At 43.3% G+C, this 19,132-nt stretch carries 16 protein-coding genes; 11 read left to right on the plus strand and 5 right to left on the minus strand.

Annotated elements, in window-relative coordinates; all coding sequences use genetic code 11:
• Window positions 1-10 precede the first annotated feature (10 nt).
• From E7Z59_RS04560 to E7Z59_RS04575, 4 genes are all read right to left on the minus strand, one after another.
• Window positions 11-2,005: a S9 family peptidase gene (locus E7Z59_RS04560; RefSeq protein ID WP_136335094.1), complete on the minus strand. Its 1,995-nt coding sequence runs from the start codon at window positions 2,003-2,005 to the stop codon at window positions 11-13.
• 112 nt (window positions 2,006-2,117) lie between these two features.
• Complete coding sequence (locus E7Z59_RS04565) at window positions 2,118-2,582, minus strand: DUF1572 domain-containing protein (RefSeq protein ID WP_136335095.1); 465 nt, start codon at window positions 2,580-2,582, stop codon at window positions 2,118-2,120.
• 540 nt (window positions 2,583-3,122) lie between these two features.
• Complete coding sequence (locus E7Z59_RS04570) at window positions 3,123-3,683, minus strand: hypothetical protein (protein ID WP_136335096.1); 561 nt, start codon at window positions 3,681-3,683, stop codon at window positions 3,123-3,125.
• Between the two features lie 212 nt (window positions 3,684-3,895).
• Entirely contained in the window at window positions 3,896-4,855 is a 960-nt protein-coding gene (locus tag E7Z59_RS04575) for an L-threonylcarbamoyladenylate synthase (protein ID WP_136335097.1), read from the minus strand.
• 406 nt (window positions 4,856-5,261) lie between these two features.
• Between E7Z59_RS04575 and E7Z59_RS04580 the strand changes: the two genes are divergently transcribed.
• The 11 genes from E7Z59_RS04580 to E7Z59_RS04630 all read left to right on the plus strand — a co-directional run bounded on the left by E7Z59_RS04580 (window position 5,262) and on the right by E7Z59_RS04630 (window position 16,755).
• Window positions 5,262-6,386: a type 1 glutamine amidotransferase domain-containing protein gene (locus tag E7Z59_RS04580; protein ID WP_168731239.1), complete on the plus strand. Its 1,125-nt coding sequence runs from the start codon at window positions 5,262-5,264 to the stop codon at window positions 6,384-6,386.
• Window positions 6,387-6,603: 217 nt separating this feature from the next.
• Window positions 6,604-7,026: a VOC family protein gene (locus tag E7Z59_RS04585; RefSeq protein ID WP_136335099.1), complete on the plus strand. Its 423-nt coding sequence runs from the start codon at window positions 6,604-6,606 to the stop codon at window positions 7,024-7,026.
• A gap of 242 nt (window positions 7,027-7,268) precedes the next feature.
• The gene (locus E7Z59_RS04590; RefSeq protein ID WP_136335100.1) at window positions 7,269-8,123 is read left to right on the plus strand and encodes an alpha/beta fold hydrolase; all 855 of its coding nucleotides are present in this window, start codon (window positions 7,269-7,271) and stop codon (window positions 8,121-8,123) included.
• A gap of 131 nt (window positions 8,124-8,254) precedes the next feature.
• Window positions 8,255-9,202, plus strand: a complete 948-nt coding sequence (locus E7Z59_RS04595; protein WP_136335101.1) for a phosphotransferase — start codon at window positions 8,255-8,257, stop codon at window positions 9,200-9,202.
• 2 nt (window positions 9,203-9,204) lie between these two features.
• Window positions 9,205-10,026 (plus strand): 3'(2'),5'-bisphosphate nucleotidase CysQ family protein, encoded by an 822-nt coding sequence (locus tag E7Z59_RS04600; RefSeq protein ID WP_136335102.1) that lies wholly within the window; start codon window positions 9,205-9,207, stop codon window positions 10,024-10,026.
• A gap of 174 nt (window positions 10,027-10,200) precedes the next feature.
• On the plus strand, window positions 10,201-10,779 hold the full coding sequence (locus E7Z59_RS04605) for a TetR/AcrR family transcriptional regulator (protein WP_136335103.1): 579 nt from the start codon (window positions 10,201-10,203) through the stop codon (window positions 10,777-10,779).
• 35 nt (window positions 10,780-10,814) lie between these two features.
• Entirely contained in the window at window positions 10,815-11,447 is a 633-nt protein-coding gene (locus E7Z59_RS04610) for an NAD(P)H-dependent oxidoreductase (protein ID WP_136335104.1), read from the plus strand.
• Window positions 11,448-11,479: 32 nt separating this feature from the next.
• A complete protein-coding gene (locus E7Z59_RS04615) occupies window positions 11,480-12,640 on the plus strand; it encodes an iron-containing alcohol dehydrogenase (RefSeq protein ID WP_136335105.1) in 1,161 nt (386 codons plus the stop codon).
• An 8-nt stretch (window positions 12,641-12,648) separates the two neighbouring features.
• Complete coding sequence (locus tag E7Z59_RS04620; protein ID WP_199287201.1) at window positions 12,649-13,467, plus strand: type 1 glutamine amidotransferase domain-containing protein; 819 nt, start codon at window positions 12,649-12,651, stop codon at window positions 13,465-13,467.
• Window positions 13,468-14,143: 676 nt separating this feature from the next.
• On the plus strand, window positions 14,144-15,472 hold the full coding sequence (locus tag E7Z59_RS04625) for a metal-dependent hydrolase family protein (RefSeq protein WP_136335106.1): 1,329 nt from the start codon (window positions 14,144-14,146) through the stop codon (window positions 15,470-15,472).
• 2 nt (window positions 15,473-15,474) lie between these two features.
• Window positions 15,475-16,755 carry a DcaP family trimeric outer membrane transporter gene (locus E7Z59_RS04630; RefSeq protein WP_136335107.1) on the plus strand — a complete coding sequence of 427 codons (1,281 nt, stop codon included), beginning with the start codon at window positions 15,475-15,477 and terminating at the stop codon, window positions 16,753-16,755.
• 317 nt (window positions 16,756-17,072) lie between these two features.
• Here the strand turns inward: E7Z59_RS04630 and E7Z59_RS04635 are convergent, their stop codons facing one another.
• On the minus strand, window positions 17,073-18,428 hold the full coding sequence (locus E7Z59_RS04635; protein WP_136335108.1) for a DEAD/DEAH box helicase: 1,356 nt from the start codon (window positions 18,426-18,428) through the stop codon (window positions 17,073-17,075).
• Window positions 18,429-19,132 lie beyond the last annotated feature (704 nt).

Raw genomic sequence — 19,132 nt, forward strand, 5'->3', positions numbered from 1 at the left:
GGTTTAAATATTAATTTTTAAATAGAAGTTCTTCCTTCATGGAGGGAAGTTGTTTTTTGTTTTCGATTAGGTAATGGTCAAACCATTGTAACATGCGTAAACTGAAATCGTATCGGGCGGTAGACTTTCGGTTTCCATGACCTTCTCCGGGATAGAGCACCATGCGTACCGGAGTGTCTGTTCTTGTTTTGATATGGCGGTAGAGTTCATAAGACTGCCCCGGATCTACCCTGGTGTCGTTTTTACCGTGCATGATCAACAAGGGTGTTTTGGCCTGATCGGCGTAATAGATCGGACTTCTTTTCAAAAAGAACTCGTAGTCATCCCAGATACGTTTTCTGCTGTGTACCAGAAACATCTCTTCCGGAATATCACTGGTGCCCCATTTGGAGAGATTGTTACTTATACCGACAGACATGACTCCCGCTGCAAACCGATCGGTATGCCTGGTGGCCATCCATGCCGTGGCATATCCACCGTAAGATCCTCCCGTAACGCCAACCTTGCTTTTATCAATATTTCGCGTTTCAATGAGGTGATCGATGCCGTCAATGATATCGTCAAATTCTTTCCCTGCCGGATCACCCTGGCTCGACATGGCAAACTCTAACCCTCTTCCGGTACTGCCGCGGTAATTGGGGTAAAATACAGCATACCCTTTCCCGGCAGCCATTTGCCCCGGTCTGGAATAGGTGGTTAGCCAGCCATTATTAAAATGGGACTCGGGCCCTCCGTGTACCACCGTGATCATTGGTGTCAGGCCGGTTTGCTTTACAGGGTTTATTAATAACCCTTCTATCTCCAGGCCATCTGCAGCCTTATAGGTGATCACTTCCTGTGTGCCCAGCTCTTTTTCCTGAAGCCAGGGGTTTAGGTCTGTGATCTTTTTCGGGCTCTTGCTTCCTTTCTCTATCAGAAAGACTTCATTGGGATGTTCCGGACTGTTTGCAATAAAAGCTAAACTGCCGTTAGCGGCTATACTGAAATCCTGAATAGCTAATTGATCAGATTGGATAATGGGGGAGATGGTGCCTCCGTTTTTCATTTCACCCAGTATGGTGCCTACTCCTTTGCTTGCTGAGAACCAAAGTGAATTATTGTCTTTCCAATGAAGCTTTTCAAAGGTCATTCCCATTGCTGCAGTCATAAGCACAGGTTTGCTGTCTTTACCGGATGCCAGGAAAAGGCGACCGGCAATAGGGTCGTGCTTATCGGCTCCGGCAATAAAGGCCAGACGGGTACCATCGGGTGCCCAGGTCATTTCACCTTTTTTTCCTGTGTGATCGATCTCTGAAGAAACGGTGTAGTTTTCAGGGTTTAGAAAATAGATCTTCTGGCTGGTGTAGATATCATCGATCAAAGAGCTGGGAGCTGCAAGCAGTGCTATCTGATCGCCGCTTAAGCTCCAATTAACCGCAGTGACATGACCTGCAATGGGCAGTATGTTAACTGCACCTGAAGCCACTTCTAAAGTATATGCAGCATTTCTTTTCAGATCTTCTTCAAAGATCTCGGGCTGGTAAGGCAGTTCCGGTTTGGGTTGGTTCGGGTGTTCCGGAGCTGTAAATAAGATCGTTGTACCGTCAGGACTCCAGGTATAAGAAGCTATAGAGGTTTTATAGGAAGCGATCATGGAGAGGTAGTCCCCTTCAATGGAAAGCTCATAGATGGCTGTATTCTTTCGGTTGCCGGGTCGGGCTGTAAAGCTGAGCGTGTTGTGTTTGGGGCGCAGTGCCAGGTTGGCAATCGCCTTTTCATTGATCAACGCAATACTTACTCCACTGTCAGTATCATAACGGTATAATTCGGTGGCGGGCAGGGCATTTTCTGCCCTCGGATCTGCAGGAACAGTGATGGTGTAAAAGATATGCTCGCCATCGGGCGTAATCAGGACCTGTTTAGCCTCCTGAATGCGGGCCACATCATCAGGAGTCAGGATATTGGGTTCCTGTCCTTGTAAACCGTTATAGCAGCAGATCAGAAGTAATATGAAGAGTCTTTTCATGGCAGGTGCTTTAAAGCAAAAATAACTTTCAAGATATTCAATTTCAGAGGTTTTGTAAGACTTATCGGTATATGACAGTAAGTACCGATAAGCTACCGGGTTTTAAATGAATTCAGGAGGGAAGGATCTTTTTCAGGATGGCCATTTGACCCAGGTGGTAATGAGTATGCTCCAGCAGGCCTATAAAGTTCCGGTGGTAGGAGCCGTATTTAACATCGGTGAAAAAGGTATCCAGGATCTCATCGGGCAGGGCAGCAATGGCTTCAGAAAGGTGGCTGCCATTCAGCAGTACTTCATCCTTAAAGTCCTGCCATTCTTTCTCGGTAGTGAGTTCAGGATGATCGAAGCTGAATTTGTCATGGGCATCTAAAACCCCTTCACTCAGTACCCCGGATACGGCCTCGATGTAATAGTTGATGTGATAGGTAAGCGCCAGGATGCTGTTGAGGTTCTGTACTTTTTGGGTCGCCATTTTTAAGGTGACATCCTTTAATACATCCTTTAAACAGACACCGGTCCAGTTGCCTCCTGTGTAGAGCTGTTTCAGGTGTTGCGCAAATTTTTCAGTGGTTTTCATGGTGGTTTTTCAACGAGCGAAAGCTGTTATCAAGATACGGAATATTTTAGGGATATGGGGATATGGGGATGTGGGGATGTGGGGATATGGGGATGTGGGGGGACCGAGCGTTTAAAGGGCCGAACGGCAATGGAAGGTTCTGTGAACCTTTCATAGTGAGGAGCCAGGTGGTGCGTGGGGAAGTAGACCTTTTTAGCGAATTTACCTGTCGGCAAACAGGCCTGCCTGGCGGCAGCCAGGGGAGTCATCCTGACGCCTCGGGAGGTGCGCTGGCAAACAACTGTTTTTTTTAATATCTCGCCTTTAATCGGGTACGATAGGTGGTGCAGTGGGGCCACTGTAAAGAATGGGAGCTTCTCCCGCGAGCTCTGGATCTATTTTTTATGGATGATTTAGTTTTCTTAGCCCTTAGCCCTTAGCCCTTAGCCCTTAGCCCTTAGCCCTTAGCCCTTAGCCCTTAGCCCTTAGCCCTTAACCCGTACCCCGTAACCTGAATTTTTAACCCATTCACCATCTTAGGGTAGGAAGGCCTGTCCACAGCTATATCCCATTAGTGTCCGGTGATAATAAGCCGTTATTTATTTCATTCTCTACCGTAGTGGCATCTTCTGTGGTGCCATAGTAAACATTACGGAAGTAGTCCCATTGCGTTTTATTTCCATTGACGTCATAGGAGATCTTTTTCTTGGTGGCATAGATCACCAAACCCCCGATATAACCCGCAAGGGCAAAAACCACCGGGGTGACAGCAGCCATACCCGCTCCAACGGCTCCCCCGATTCCGGAAGTATCATTCATTGACTGTGAAAATATAACAAGTCCGGCGCCAACTCCTGCCAGGGCAGCATACCCGGCACCTCCTCCGGCGTAATGCCCGAAGGAACGATAGCCTTTGATGTGGCCGATGGCATTGTAGGGTACAGAGTAATTCATACCACCTCTTTTCAGGTGAAGAAAATTCTCGTCGGCTTCCGTGATATACCCTTTATAAAGCTTTTCTCCGTCGAGGTCGTATACCCGAATGAAATTTGCCCGTTGAGCATAACCCTTGCAGGTGATGAACAATAGGGTGAGTAGCAGGGTTGGCAAGAGGAATCTCATAAGATGGTTGGTTTCATAAACTAAGGGGTAAATATATAATAATATCAGAAAAATCTGATAATACGTTTTACTTAAGGGATGTGGGGATTTGGGTAGAATGTTAGGATGGCGAGGTCCTTCGCCGGGGCGCAGGATCTTCTTTTTGATGGATGATTTGGTTTTCTTACCCCATTAGCCTTTAGCGTGTAACCCGTACCCTTAACCCAAAAAACTTACTTTGAAGAAGCCCTTCTCATCCGGTCATTAACCGAAGCCCCAACCCCTTGCTCAGGCAGGTATTCTGCTATGATAAGATCGAGGTTGGCCCCATCGAGTTCATGCATGAGGGCATATAACCGGGAGGCAGCCTCCATGGGGTCTCTCCCCGGAGAGAGTACCTTCCAAATGTGTTCGTCGGTTGGAAGTACTGAAGTGGTAAAGCTGATGATACCCAGTTTCTTTCCGGGGTGTTTTTCGATCTCGGAATGCAGGTCGTGGGTGGCTATAAAGGGCGTTTTAGGAGAATAGTGCTTTTTAAACATTCCCGGGGTGACCACCTCTTTACTTTCTTTTGTCATTATTCGGACAGATCTGCCCAGTACATTTTCGATGTCCTCTTTAGACACGGTTCCCAGCCTGTAGATGACAGGTTGCCCGTTATCAAATCCTACAATAGTAGATTCTATCCCTTTCGTACAACTTCCTCCATCTAGAATAAAAGGGGCTTTGTTGCCCAGAGATTCTTTCACATGTTCGGGGCGGGTAGGACTGATATGGTTCGACCGGTTAGCGCTGGGGGCCACTAATGGGAAGTCCAGTTTTCTGAGCAGGGAAAGGGTGAGCTCATGATTTGGCATCCGCACCGCAACGGTGTTCTTTCCTGCCGTTATCTTCTTTGAAATATGTGGGGCCTTCTCGAGTACTAATGTCAAGGGTCCCGGCCAGAAGTGTTCCGCCAGTTTGAGGGCCTGCTCCGGGATGTTGACAGCAAGGTCTGTCAATTGAACCCTGTTGGCAATATGAACAATGAGCGGATTATTTGCCGGACGGTTCTTGGTTTGGTAGATCTTTTCCACAGCGGTGTCAGAAAAGGCGTTTGCCGCCAAACCATATACTGTTTCGGTAGGAATGGCTACCAGCTCATCGTTCTGTAGTAATCTTACTGCCTGTTCTAATGCCGAATCTTTGGCCATTGCAACAATTTTATGCAAATATAGCTCACTCCGGGGTATAGTTGGATAGGGAGGTAAGCAGGGGCGCAGCTATCATGGATGTTTTGGGGTTTTTTTTGGTATGATCGCAGAATTCTTACAGGGCTTTTGGTAACATCTAATGGAGTTGAAAGTCTTGGTTAGTATAACACCTAATTGATGAATAAAATGAAAAAGACTATGAACTTCCTATCCTTATTATTTGTGTTTGTTAGTACTTGGAATGCTCCTTATGCCAAGTCGGAATAGTCATAAATATCATCTAAATGCTCCGTCGATCGAATAAGGAGATCAAGTATTGAGAGCATTTTAATTTAAAAACTACCCATGTAACAAATCCTTGACCTCCTCGTCGAGTTTAAACATGTATTTAAAACAATATTACATTATGAAAAAAGCAATGATATGCCTTGTCCTTATATTGCCTTTTATGCTTTTAGCCCAGGCAAAGAACGATCCTAAAAAGATCCTCATGGTGGTAAGCAGCTACGGTAAGGATTTAGGAGAGACCAGACCGGGATATGAGTTTGATGAATTTACCCAGGCTTATTTGATATTTAAGAAAAATGGTCTCGTGGTAGATGTGGCCAGTCCCAAAGGAGGAAGTGTCGAAGCCGATCAGTTCAATAAAGATAAGATCTATAACCAGGCCGTTTTGAATGACCAGGAAGTGATGAAGGTTTTGCGTAGTACTCTGGCAACATCTGAAGTAGATCCTTCCGGGTATGATGCCGTTTATGTTGTTGGGGGGAAAGGGGCTATGTTCGATTTGCCCTACGACCCTTCGCTTCAGGATATTTTGTTGAATTTATACCGAAGGGAAGGAACGGTAATTTCTGCCGTATGTCATGGTCCCGCTGCATTTGTAAATGTAAAGGATGGGGATAAATTTATCATTGAAGGCATAGAGATGACCGGGTTTTGCAATCTGGAAGAAGACCTCTTTGGTAAGAAATGGGTAAAGGAATTTCCCTTTAGATTGGAGGATCAGCTCAAAGCCAGGGGGGCTGTCTTTTCTCAGGCCGATTTTATGCTTTCGGGGGTGGCTGTATCCCGAAAGTTCATTACCGGCCAGAATCCATTCTCTACGACCGGATCTGCAGAGGCAGTGGTGAAAGCCCTGGGAATAACCCCTGCGCCCAGAGATCTCTATAAAGATGAACGCAGTATCTACCTTGTTCAGGAGGTGTCTGATGGCAAAAGATCATTCGAATCGGCTGTGGTGGAATTGGAGAAAAATCAGGCAGCTTATGATATGCCGTTGATCGCTGTTTGGGGGTATTACAAGATCTTGGCCTCTGCAGAAGACCAAAATGAAATGAAGAAGGGTGTGAAGATGGTCGAATTGAGTATGCCTTATTTTTTCGATGAAAACCTTCAAATGGTACTGGCACAGGCGTATCAATCCTTGGGTGAAAAAGAGAAAGCAACGGAAATACTGGAAGATCTGATCGCTAAGAATCTTTTGAAAGATAAGGCAAGTTCTCTTCTACAGGAGCTGGGTAAGAATTAAAATAAATACATCTAAAGGATAAAAAGTCAAATTACAGTATTGATCGCCCTGCTTATGCCCGGTGCATGCAGCAATCCGGAAAAGTCATCAATTAGTCAATAACCTACCTTAGATGATTCCCAATCCGGCAAACAATGGCTGTAAACCTACAAAGGTCTCCCACAAGTTTCGTCTATATTACTTAACTTGATCTGTAGTGGTGTATAATTCGTGTAAATTGAAAGATAAGGAGCATAATATAGATATTGAATTTTTAGACCATATAGCCCTACGGGTGTCAGATCTCAATGCTTCTGCGCAATGGTATGAAAATGTTTTAGGTCTCAAGCCCTGCCGGCTGCCTGAGTGGGGTGATTACCCGATTTTTATGATGTCAAAAAAGTCGGGCATTGCCTTGTTCCCTGCTAATGTGGCCGACCCTGAAATGGATCCGAATTCTAAAAATGTGAAGATCGACCATTTTGCCTTTAACGTAACGCGGGAAAATTTCGAAAAAGCTAAAGAAAAGTATCAGGAACTGGGTCTGGAGTTTAAGATCCAGGACCATTATTACTTTGACTCCATTTACACCAAAGACCCTGACGGGCATACTGTCGAGCTGACAACAATTAAAGTGAATGAGCAAGAATTTTATAAATAACTTTGCTGCCTTGCAATGTTGGGTAACGAATTCCTGTTGTTCTTATTAACCCTTGTAAATAGGCTTTTACAATCAAAGGATCATACTCCGCCCAGTAAATCATTTACGTTTGACTTATAGAAACAATAAAGGTTTTTGGAATTTGAAAAAAGTGTTCTGAAGAAGTGTCTTGATAACGTCAGAAACTTTTTTAATAAGAAAGCAGAGTCCATCACTATTCTCCATTTAATGTATACAAGCATATGAAGTCACTCTTTAAAACGGCAAAAGGAAAACAGGATATTTTACAGCTTTATGATCAAAAGCTTGATGAACTTAAAATTCCATATGACTCCTTTAAAGTAAAAACATCGTATGGAGAGACAAACATAATTTCTGCGGGAGCCCCGTCAAATCCACCAATCCTCCTGGTTCATGGTTCTAATGCCTGTGCTCCTATCGCCCTGGAAACCTACCCAAATATTTACAAAAACTATCGGGTATATGCTGTTGACGTCCTGGCTCAGCCCAATAAAAGTGCCGAGACCAGGTTAAGCATGAAAGATGAATCGTATGGGAAATGGATGAATGAGATTATCCGGAATCTGGAGCTGGATGCTGTTACCATGGCAGGTTTTTCGTTTGGGGGGTTAGTGATCCTGAAAACGCTCGAATACGATGAAAGTAGAATTGAACAAGTATTTTTATCTGCACCTGCATATATTGTGAATGGCAATCCCTTAAAGGCCTTGTTCAAAGTCTTTATTCCGATGAAGCAGTATATGAAGACCAAAAGACCCAAATATGTAGAGCAGTTTTTGGCTGAGGTTTTCACAGAGAGGGACGAATTTGGAATTCAATTCCTTTCGAAAGTGTTTCTCGAGTTCGACATGGACTTTACCCCGGTACCTGTGATCAATGCGAAAAAAGCGTCCGGTATCAAAACCCCGATAACCATTTTTGCAGCGCGTCATGACGTCATCTTTCCGGGAAAAAAAATGCTCAAAAGAGCAAAACGAATATTCCCCTCCTTGAAGGCAGGTGTGCTGCTTGAGCATTCTAAGCACGTTCAGAGTAAGGATGATAATAGGAGGATTGAAGAAGTTATTATGAGTTGATGTAGCCTTTCTTATATTCTTAAGCCTTGCAAACGTTGGTGTACGCTTGGTTAGACTCATTAGCTTTAGGGGCAAAGGTGTAATGGTGTCGACCTATCCTCCCATCTGTATTTTGCTATCTTTACGCCCTTATGAAAGCATCTTTTAGATCGTTCATTCTGCAAAAAACAGGGGCTTCTTCCTGCACTGAAAAGGAGATGATCCAGGAATTGTGGAGTGGGTACGGAAAAATTATGCGGGTAGGGTTGGAACATGCTCATGTAAACAGTGTGGTGGTAAAGCATGTGCAGATGCCCACACAAAGCAATCACCCCCGCGGATGGAATACCGATGTCGGTCATCAGCGCAAGGTGAAGTCATATGAAGTGGAAACGACCTGGTATGATCGCTACAGCGAGGTCAGCGCTGCCCGTTTGCCGAAATGTCTGGGTATTGAGAAGAAAGGAGATGAGGTGCTTATGATCCTGGAAGATCTTGATGAAGCCGGCTATTCTTTGCGTAAGGATATGGTTTCATGGGATGAGATTGCCCGGTGCCTGGAGTGGCTGGCTAGATTTCATGCCAGTTACCTGGGGGCAGCTCCGGAAGGCCTTTGGGAAACAGGGACGTATTGGCATTTGGAAACAAGGCCCCAGGAGTTGGAAGCCTTGGATGATCTCAGGCTGAAAGAGGCAGCCCCGGTCATTGATGAAAAACTAAACACCTGTCAGTACAAAACCTTTGTTCACGGTGATGCGAAACTCGCCAACTTCTGTTTTTCAAAAGACGGACAGGTGAGTGGGGTGGATTTTCAGTATGTCGGTGGCGGATGCGGGATGAAAGATGTCGCTTATTTTATTGGAAGCTGCCTTCGTGATAAGGATTGTGAGCGTTTGGAAGGTCTTATCCTTGATACCTATTTTGAGTATTTACAAGGAGCATTGAAACAAAGAAATGAGGCCCTGGAAGCTGAATGGCGATCATTATATCGGGTAGCCTGGGCAGATTTTCATCGCTTTCTGAAAGGGTGGAGTCCCGGTCACTGGAAGATCAATGATTATAGTGAACGTGTCACCGCAGAAGTGATCGATAATTTGTAGCCATGGACTTTTTAAAACTTACTGATATAGCCATAGAAGCCGCCATTGCCGCAGGAAAAGTCATTCAGCAATACATGAATGATGACATTGAAGTAATGAAAAAAGAGGGAGGTTCGGGCTACGCCTCTCAGGTCGTAACCGCGGTAGACATGGCCTGTGAAAAAGACATTCTTTCGCATCTGCACCCCACCTGTGCAGCGTTCGGTCTGGGGTTTTTATCAGAAGAGATCGAAGATGACGGGAGCAGGTTCGAAGCCGATTATTTTTGGTGTATTGACCCTATGGACGGCACCCTTCCCTTTATCAATAAGCAACCCGGATTCTCAGTATCTATAGCCTTGATCGCAAAAGATGGAACCCCGTATATCGGAGTGGTTTTTGATCCTGCAACGAATACCTTGTATCACGCTGTTAAAGGGAAAGGGGCTTTTAAGAAGGGTGAACCCTGGAGGATAACCCCTACAAACGACTATTTAACCTATGTTACCGATAAGAAATTAAAGGATACACCTCGGGCCTCCGAAATAGAAGCTTTACTGTATGAACAGGTGGTAAAACTTAACTTAAAAGGGGTAGTAGAACTTTCAGGAGCGGGTTCGGTGCTGAATGCCATTCGTGTGCTCGAAAACGGTCCGGCATGTATGCTAAAGCTTCCGAAAAAGGAAGCAGGCGGAGGGAGCATATGGGACTTTGCTGCTACCGCATGTATATTCTATGAATTGGGATTGCCTGCAACCACTTTTGCAGGAGGAAGATTGGATCTGAACAGAAAGGATAGCACGTTTATGAACGAGGAAGGGATTTTTTATAGCTGTTTTAAGTAGTACAGGACGACCCCTTCCGTCACCGCTTTCAGCGCTGCTAGCTAACGCTTCATGGCATGGCCGTTAACAGCTATCGAAGGCTGCCCTTTACCTTCAAAGCAATTCTTAAGGCTTTCACAAAAAAGAATGAACATTCATTTTTATTTGTATCTTTGTAGCCTCAAACACAATTTCATGGCTAAACTTCAAAAAAGCATAGATAAGCGTAATGCACTCATAAAGGCTACCATCGAATTAGTGAATAACAGTGGTTTCCATGCAACGCCTATGAGTAAAATTGCGAAAATGGCAAATGTCTCCCCTGCAACGATCTATCTATATTTTGAAAATAAGCAAGACCTGGTAAATCAAACGTATTTAGAAGTAAAAACGAAATACACAGATTTTGTTTTTAAGACTTATGATGAGAGTACATCCGTTAAAACCGGCTTTGAACTTATATGGAAGCGTATTGCAGAATTTAACATTAATGAATGTGAATATTCTTTTTTTTTAAATCAATGCAATAACACTCCAATAATTGATGAGCCCAGCAGAAAGGAAGGCATAAGGCATCTGCAACCCTTGCTCGACCTTTGGGAACGCGGGAAGAAGGAAGGGGTTATCAAGCCCATTTCAGATTATATTTTATATGCTTATTCGATAAACCCTTTATCATATTTGATGATAGCTCAAAAACAGTACGAATTTCAATTGAATAAAACACATGTTGAAGAAGCATTTCTATCAGCCTGGGATAGTATTAAACGCTAAATGAAAAAGGATTACAATAAATAAAAATTCAAAAAATGGAATTATTAGACAAATTAAACTGGAGGTATGCAGCAAAAGCAATGAATGGTGAGAAAGTGCCTCAATATAAAATTGATAATATTATCGAAGCAGCGCGTTTAGCTCCTACATCGAGTGGCTTGCAACCTTTCGAAATCATTGTAGTTAAAAATCAAGAGATAAAAGAACAAATTAAACCAATAGCATGGAATCAATCTGTAATAACAGACTGTTCTCACCTGCTGGTTTTTGCTGCCTGGGATACCTATACAGAAGATAGGATTAATTATATGTTTGATTTAACAAACGAGATTAGAGGCTTCAAAAATGAAGGTTGGGAAAACTACCGTCAAATGTTGTTGAAAATGTATCCGTCTCAGGATGAAGAAGTAAACTTTAATCACGCTGCCAAACAAGCTTACATTGCATTTTCACAAGCTATTACTGCTGCCGCCTACGAAGGGGTGGATGCAACCCCTCTGGAGGGTTTTGATCCTGATAAGTTAGATGAAATACTGGGTTTAAGAGCGAAAGGTTTGCGTAGTGCAGTAATGCTACCCCTTGGTTACAGAGATGCCGAAAACGATTGGTTGGTAAATCTCGTGAAGGTTAGAAAAAGCACAGAAGATTTAGTAACAGTAATTGAATAACTGATTTACTATAAAAAAATAGGGAAAGAAAGATGAACAATTTTGAATTTAAAAACCCAACCAAAATTATTTTTGGAAAGGATACCATAGAAAAACTAAAAGAAGAAATTCCTGCAGATGCTAAAGTACTATTACTTTATGGTGGAGGAAGTATTAAAGAGAATGGTATTTACGACGGGGTAAAAACGGCATTAGCAAATGTCGATTTCACGGAGTTTGGGGGGATTCCTGCAAATCCGGAATATGAAATATTAATGGACGCTTTAAAAGTGATTAAAGCAAAAAATATCACCTATTTATTAGCTGTTGGTGGGGGTTCTGTAATTGACGGTACTAAGTTTTTATCAGCCGCAGCCGTATACGAGGGTGATACGCCTTGGGATATTTTAACCCAAAATATCAGGACCGAAAAAGGAATGCCTTTTGGAACGGTGCTTACCTTGCCGGCAACAGGCTCTGAAATGAATTCCGGAGCTGTAATTACCCGTAAGGAAACCAGGGAAAAGCTTGCTATGGGCGGGCCGGGTTTATTTCCAAAATTTTCAATCCTGGATCCGCAAGTCATAAAATCGATTCCTAAACGTCAAATAGCAAATGGTTTAGCAGATGCCTTTACCCATGTATTAGAACAATACATGACCTATTCGGTAGATGCTAAACTACAAGATCGTTTTGCAGAAAGCATCTTACTAACGTTGATTGAAATTGCACCAACCATGCTGAAGGAGGAATTTGACTATAAAGCAGCTTCGAATTTTATGTGGAGTTGCACCATGGCTTTGAACGGGTTAATTCAGAAAGGAGTGCCTACAGACTGGGCTATTCATGCCATGGGACATGAATTAACAGCTTTATATGGTATAGATCATGCGAGAACATTAGCGATCATAACACAAAGTCATTACAAATATAATTTTGAAGCTAAAAAAGAAAAATTAGCACAATATGGTGAACGCGTCTGGGATATTAATGAAGGAAGTGTAGACGATAAAGCCCATGCCGCTATCGAAAAAACAACTGCATTTTTCAAATCTTTGGGAATCGACACGAAACTGTCTGATTATACGAACGATTACGAAGGAACAGCAGAAGAAATTGCAAAACGTTTTACAGACCGTGGTTGGTTAGGTTTAGGAGAACATCAGTCATTATCGCCCGAAAAAGTCAGGGAAATTGTTGAAATGGCTTATTAACGTCAACTATGCAGAGATTGAAAATAGTAGTGTTACTACTAATGTGTATTACAGCATCAAGCTGTAAAGACACAAAAAAAGAAACATCTTCTGAAAAAGTTTCAGAAGAAAACATTGAATCACAAAAACCAAAAGAAATGAAAGTATTATTTGTATTAACATCTCACGATAAGTTAGGAGATACAGGAAAAAAGACAGGATTTTGGGTGGAGGAATTTGCGAATCCATATTACACATTATTAGACCAGGGGGCAGATATTACCATTGCAACACCAAAAGGAGGTGCTGCTCCAATTGATCCGAGTAGTGATTCGCCGGATGCCGCCACTGAAGATACAGAACGTTTTAACAATGACGCCGAAGCAAAGGAAAGAATTGCGAACACAAAAGTATTGGCAGATATGAATCCGGACGATTTTGATGCTGTCTTTTATCCGGGCGGACATGGCCCATTGTGGGATTTAGCAAACGATAAGACTTCTATTGCTTTAATCGAAAAATTTAATAGCCAGGAAAAGCCTATTGCCTTTGTATGTCATGCCCCGGCTGCATTAAAGGAGGTTAAAGGTGTAAATGGAGATCCATTAGTAAAAGGTAAAAAAGTAACAGGATTCACAAATTCTGAAGAAGCAGCAGTGGGACTAACTGATGTTGTGCCTTTTTTAGTAGAAGATATGTTGATAAAGAACGGGGGTATCTACTCTAAAAAAGATGATTGGGCAGCGTATGCTATTGAAGATGGAAATTTAATTACAGGTCAAAACCCGGCTTCATCAGAATTGGTGGCAGAATTATTAGTAAAGAAAATAGACCATGTTAATGAATAGCTATTTCAGCATACCGTAGCTAAACACGGTGAATAAATCATAATTAAAATTTCTTTAGCTCGTTTACAGGCCCTCAAAACAGGCCGGGTAAACGAGCTTTTTTTATGTTTCCCTTTTAAGGAAACCACCCAAACAAGCCAATCTTATAAAGGGTAAAAAATAAAAAGGATTCGGGTTATTTAGTAGCGTCATTGCTCTGATCGAGTGGCTTCAATTTTTCCTTGAGCAAACCTACGTCTTCTCCGAGCTTTCTCTCAATGATTTTAGCGTAATACTGGGTAGTTTTGTGGGTTAGATAACCTGGCATCCTACTTACGTATTTAAAAGGACCCCATTGGCCAGGGTTAGGTTGCTGACAAAAGTATTCCGGCCATTATGAGGGGTGTTTTTTTAAGCTTTAGTGTTCTGTATTGTTAATGCTCAGTATGTTTTTTATAAGGGCAGTTTCGAAAAAAGTAAAAAGAAGGGAGCTAACTCTATGCAAGGATATCATTACTATATATCTAGCCCGACCATGCTATCCCTTTTTGTTGATATGAATATTGTTGCTCTAATTATAGTATCTTACTTTTAAGAAAATTCTTAACCGAAAAACACCTAGAGCAAACCTAAGACCCCAACCGTTAGCAGTAATTTTAAGAAAGACGTTAAACAACCTGTAATAAAAATTAAAATCATGAATAAAGTAACATTATTAGTAGCATTCCTACTGTCAATGAGTATGAGCCTCAGGGCACAGGACAAACAGCAGATATTAATCACAAATGCGAATGTTTTTGATGGCGTAAATGAAAAACTTCTGAACGAAGTAGATGTGCTGGTAGAGGGTAATTTGATTAAGGAAATTGGCAAAAATCTCAAGGCGCAAAATGCAGAGGTCATTGATGCAAATGGGAGAACCCTTATCCCGGGATTGATTGATGCTCACTGGCATACCATGTTCGCCTATCTCTCACAGGCCCAATTAATAACTTCGAATGTTGGTTTTATCAATATTGCGGCGGCCCAGGGGGCTGGAAAAACGCTCATGCGTGGATTTACAACGACACGTGAGGCAGGAGGTAATGCCTTTGGCGTGAAAAAAGCGATCGATCTGGGGATGATTCCGGGACCCCGTATCTATCCTTCGGGTGCCCCGATCAGCCAGACCTCGGGTCATTTCGATTTTCGCGGGCCCAATGATGTCCCTGCCAATCCGGCCGATCCGTTGACATATCAAGAGCGCAACAGTATGCTTATGGTTGCTGATGGTGTGCCGGAGGTGACGAAGCGTGTACGCGAACAACTTCGGTTGGGTGCGTCACAAATTAAGTTAGCTGCTGGTGGTGGCGTATCCTCGACTTTTGATCCCGTTGATGTTTCCCAATACACCTACGAGGAGTTAAAGGCTGCTGTGGATGTTGCCAAGACCTGGAACACCTATGTGATGGTGCATGTATTTACCGATGCTGGCGCTCAGTCTGCGTTAAAAGCCGGTGTTATGAGTATTGAACACGGTAATTTGATGACAGATGAAACCTTTAAAATGATGGCCGATAAAGGGGCATGGCTTAGCATGCAGCCGATTTTCAATGACGAAGATGCCATCCCTTTTCCAGCCGGATCTCCCAATCAGGCCAAGTTTGTTCAGGTCACAGATGGCACGGCAAAAGGAATTGAGTTGGCAAAGAAGTATGGTGTTAAAACCGCTTTTGGTACAGACGTGATCTTTGATCCGGCACTTGCAGATAAACAAGGTAAGCTTTTGGCCAAACTAAAAAGCTATTACACGCCCTTTGAAGTTTTAAAAATGGCAACGCACGACAATGCACAACTAATTAAACTTTGTGGCCCACGTGATCCTTATCCAGGTGATTTAGGTGTTATAAAGGAAGGTGCTCTTGCTGACCTGATTCTCGTGGATGGTAATCCACTTGAGGATATTGAATTGGTGTCTGATCCGGAAAAGAATTTTGTTCTAATCATGAAAGATGGTGCGATTTATAAAAATTCGGCTAAAAACTAATAATGAAAATCCTGCAAATAAGATTTTCCTTATTGCTCATCTTGTTCCTGGGGTTTGTGGTAATTAGCAATGGGCAAACTATTGTGGTTAAAGATAGTATAGTAAGAGACTCCTTGAATCTGACCAAGAAAATCGTGCCCGAGGGTGACCGCAAAGAACAAAATGTACTCCATACCGGAGGCGATTTAGTTGATGAATTATTTTCAGGCTCTTGGCCTATGTTCGGCACTGACCTTAGAATGAAAATAGGGGGTTATGTGAAGGCAGACTTTGTGGCCGACCTGGATGGCACTTTGGATAATTCACAATTTCTGATGTCTACCATACCAGTGGAAGGTCAACCAGAATATGGCAATTCAGGTTATGTGAATTTCTTTGCTAAAGAAACCCGATTCAACATAGATGTTCGCAGAATTGAACAGGGTAAAGTGCCGCTTAAACTATTTTTAGAAGGTGATTTTTTTAATGATGAAACGCGTTTCCGCCTGCGCCATGCTTACATGGTAGTTGGTGATTTTATTATTGGACAAACCTGGACTACACTTTCATTTTTGGAAGCGATGCCTGATATGCTTGATTTTGCCGCGGGTGATGCCTTGTATGGAGGTCGCACCGTTCAGGTGAGATACCAAAAAAAAGTCAATGAAAAAATTCTCTTTGCGGCAGGTTTAGAACAACTCAGTTTTCTGGGTATAGAGAATCCCGATACATTACCCGGCCAGGCAACAAGAAAATTGCCGCTTTTAGCATTAAGAATGGATTATAGTTGGAAAACGGGGGTGTTGTTTGCTGGTGGAAGCTTTGCGCAGCTTGCATGGGATGGCGGTATAAATGGACAAAACCATGAAGCCATTCAGCTTAATGGGGCAGTTGCCCTGAGACAATACTACCTTAAAAACAAGGGCTTCATTACAGCGGGAATAACCTATGGTATGGGCGCAGGAGAGAATATTATTGCTTTTGCAGGAAGCAATGCAAATGCAGTACTAAGCGATGAAGGCCTGAAAACCATACCCGCATTATCTGCCAGCGTAGGCTTGAATTTCAAATGGACTGAAAAATGGGCTTCGAACATTCATTACGCCTATGGCTGGTTGGAAGCACCACCCGAACGAGCACCTTTTTCCCTGAAAAGAGGCGGCATTGGACACCTCAACCTCATTTATAGCCCAATCAATCATATTTCAACAGGCCTGGAATATATATGGGGAGCCCAACGAACAACCAATGATGCATTTGGACGGGCTGAACGTATACAATTCATGACAAAGTTTTCGTTTTAACCCGTTGAGAAGAGATGCTGAACTATAAAAAATAAAAGCTGCTAACAACCGTATCTATACTACAAGTAATAATTCCAAAAGCTCGTTTACAGGCCCTCAAACCAGGCCGCGTAAACGAGCTTTTTTTTACTGAATGTTTAATGATATTCTTTCTCCTCTTCCTTTCAGGGAGGGAGCCAGGCGATGCGTTGGACTGAGGGGGTCTTCCAGCACAGAAACCCATTTTGAAATCGAAATTATTCCCCTCCTTATGAAGGAGGGTAACACCTCAGGTGTGCAGTGATTCTGTAAGATAAAGTGTCTGAAGCCCGGGAGGACTATTTCTTTTTTTTGCGATTGTTAGATCTTTTATCACCTCTGGTTTTAGGCTTTTTATATTTCTGTTTGATGGTCCTGCGATAGGAGCCTCCCTGGTTGGTCTTCTGATTTTTTTCCTTTTTTTTATGGAATGCCGGTCCTGGGGCATCGCTATCAGTATAGGTCAATGGATTGTGGGCTTCTTTTTTATGTGGCCGTTCCTCGGGGCTGAGCTGGGTTGCGATCGTGATGTCTTCGGGCATCGCAATTTCAGGAATCTTGAAATCCATAAGGGTTTCGATGGCTTCTTTCAGGGGTTTTTCTTTTTCAGTGAACAGTAATATAGAGGTTCCCTTTTCTTTGGCCCTGCCGGTACGCCCTATACGATGAATGTAGTTTTCCGGATAATGCGGGGTGTCAAAATTGATCACATGTGAGATCTTATCGAGATCGAGTCCGCGGGAACTCACATCAGTGGTTACCAAAATGCGCAGTTCTCCTTTTTCAAATTGCTCTAAGGACCGCAGGCGGTAATTCTGGGTTTTATTTGAATGAATAACTCCAAGCGATTCTCCAAAGGTGTCTTCCAGGGTTCCAGCCAGCAGGTCGGCACTTTTTTTATTGGAAACAAACACCAGCACCTTTCGATATTCATCCTCATCTGCAAGGAGATCACGCAGCAGATTTACTTTGGTGTAAAAGTTGGGAACGGCATAGGCTGTTTGGGTTATGTTTTCGAGAGGGGTTCCGCTTAGGGCTACCGAAACCTTGGTCACATTGGTGAAGAAATTCAATATAAAGGCTTCAATATCTTCAGTCATCGTAGCAGAAAACATAATGTTTTGTCTGCGTTCAGGAAGCAGATCAAAAATATTGGTAAGCTGAAAACGGAACCCGAGGTCCAACATAATATCCACTTCATCAAGTATGAATTTATTTATGGCACGTAATTGTACAGCCCGGGAAATGACCAGGTCGTATAGCCTTCCGGGGGTAGCTACCAGGATATCACAGCCAAAACTCAGCATTTCTTTTTGACGGTTGATATTGGTGCCTCCATATACCCCAAGAACCATTAGATTCAGATCCTTGCATAGGGTCTCAGCAGTATCGGCAACCTGAACGACCAACTCTCTTGTAGGTACCACGATAAGTACCCTGGGATGCGGATCTTTAGAATATTTTAGTTGATCTAAAACCGGTAACAGGTAGGCCAGGGTCTTTCCGGTTCCTGTTTGTGCTATTCCGAGCATGTCAGACCCGGACTTAATAACCGAAAATGATTTTTCCTGAATAGGGGTGGGTTTGGTAATCCCCTGTTCACTCAGGCCTTGCTGTAATCGTTTGGAAAAATTGAATTCTTGAAAAGATGACATGGTTTTGCTTTTTAATTGGAAGGATAAACGGAGCCCTCCGAAATGCAGGGCAAAGATAGCGAGACATTTAAAGAGACCGGCAGAAGAAAGTCTTTTTTGAAGTAGAATGCTCCATATTTATGAGATCTGTGATTTTTATTGGTGGAATCTTTGCCGGAAAGCCTTCCGGTACAAAAGCCTGTTTTGAAAACGTAATAACTCCCCTCCTTTTCAAGGAGGGGTGGCCATACGCCGGGGTGGTTCTAAAGGAGGGGTGTCTCATGGCTTTGCCATAGGACGGGGTGGTTAGCCGCAGGCGGGAGTTAGCTCCCTGCAGTCGCTGGATTCCCGGTGCGTCATGTTGAGAATACAAAGCCAAGCCCCTTCGGGTCTTACTTTTTTGTTTCCCTGCACTCCTTTGAAAGTAAGCCTGTCTGACGACAGTCAGGCTTTCGGGAGTTCCGAAAAACTCGTAACCCGTACCTCGTCCCCTGTGGCGGGAGTTAGCTCCCTTCTGCCCCCTCTCGCCGGCTGGCCCCTTCGCTAAAAAGGTCTACTAGACCTTTTTTTAACGCTCGGTCCTCCTGTGAACGTCATTCTGAGAATACAAAGCCAAGCCCCTTCGGGTCTTACTTTTTTGTTTCCCTGCACTCCTTTGAAAGTAAGCCTGTCTGACGACAGTCAGGCTTTCGGGAGTTCCGAAAAACTCGTAACCCGTACCTCGT

This window comes from Robertkochia marina (assembly GCF_004799345.1).
GTDB classification, from domain to species: Bacteria; Bacteroidota; Bacteroidia; order Flavobacteriales; family Flavobacteriaceae; genus Robertkochia; species Robertkochia marina.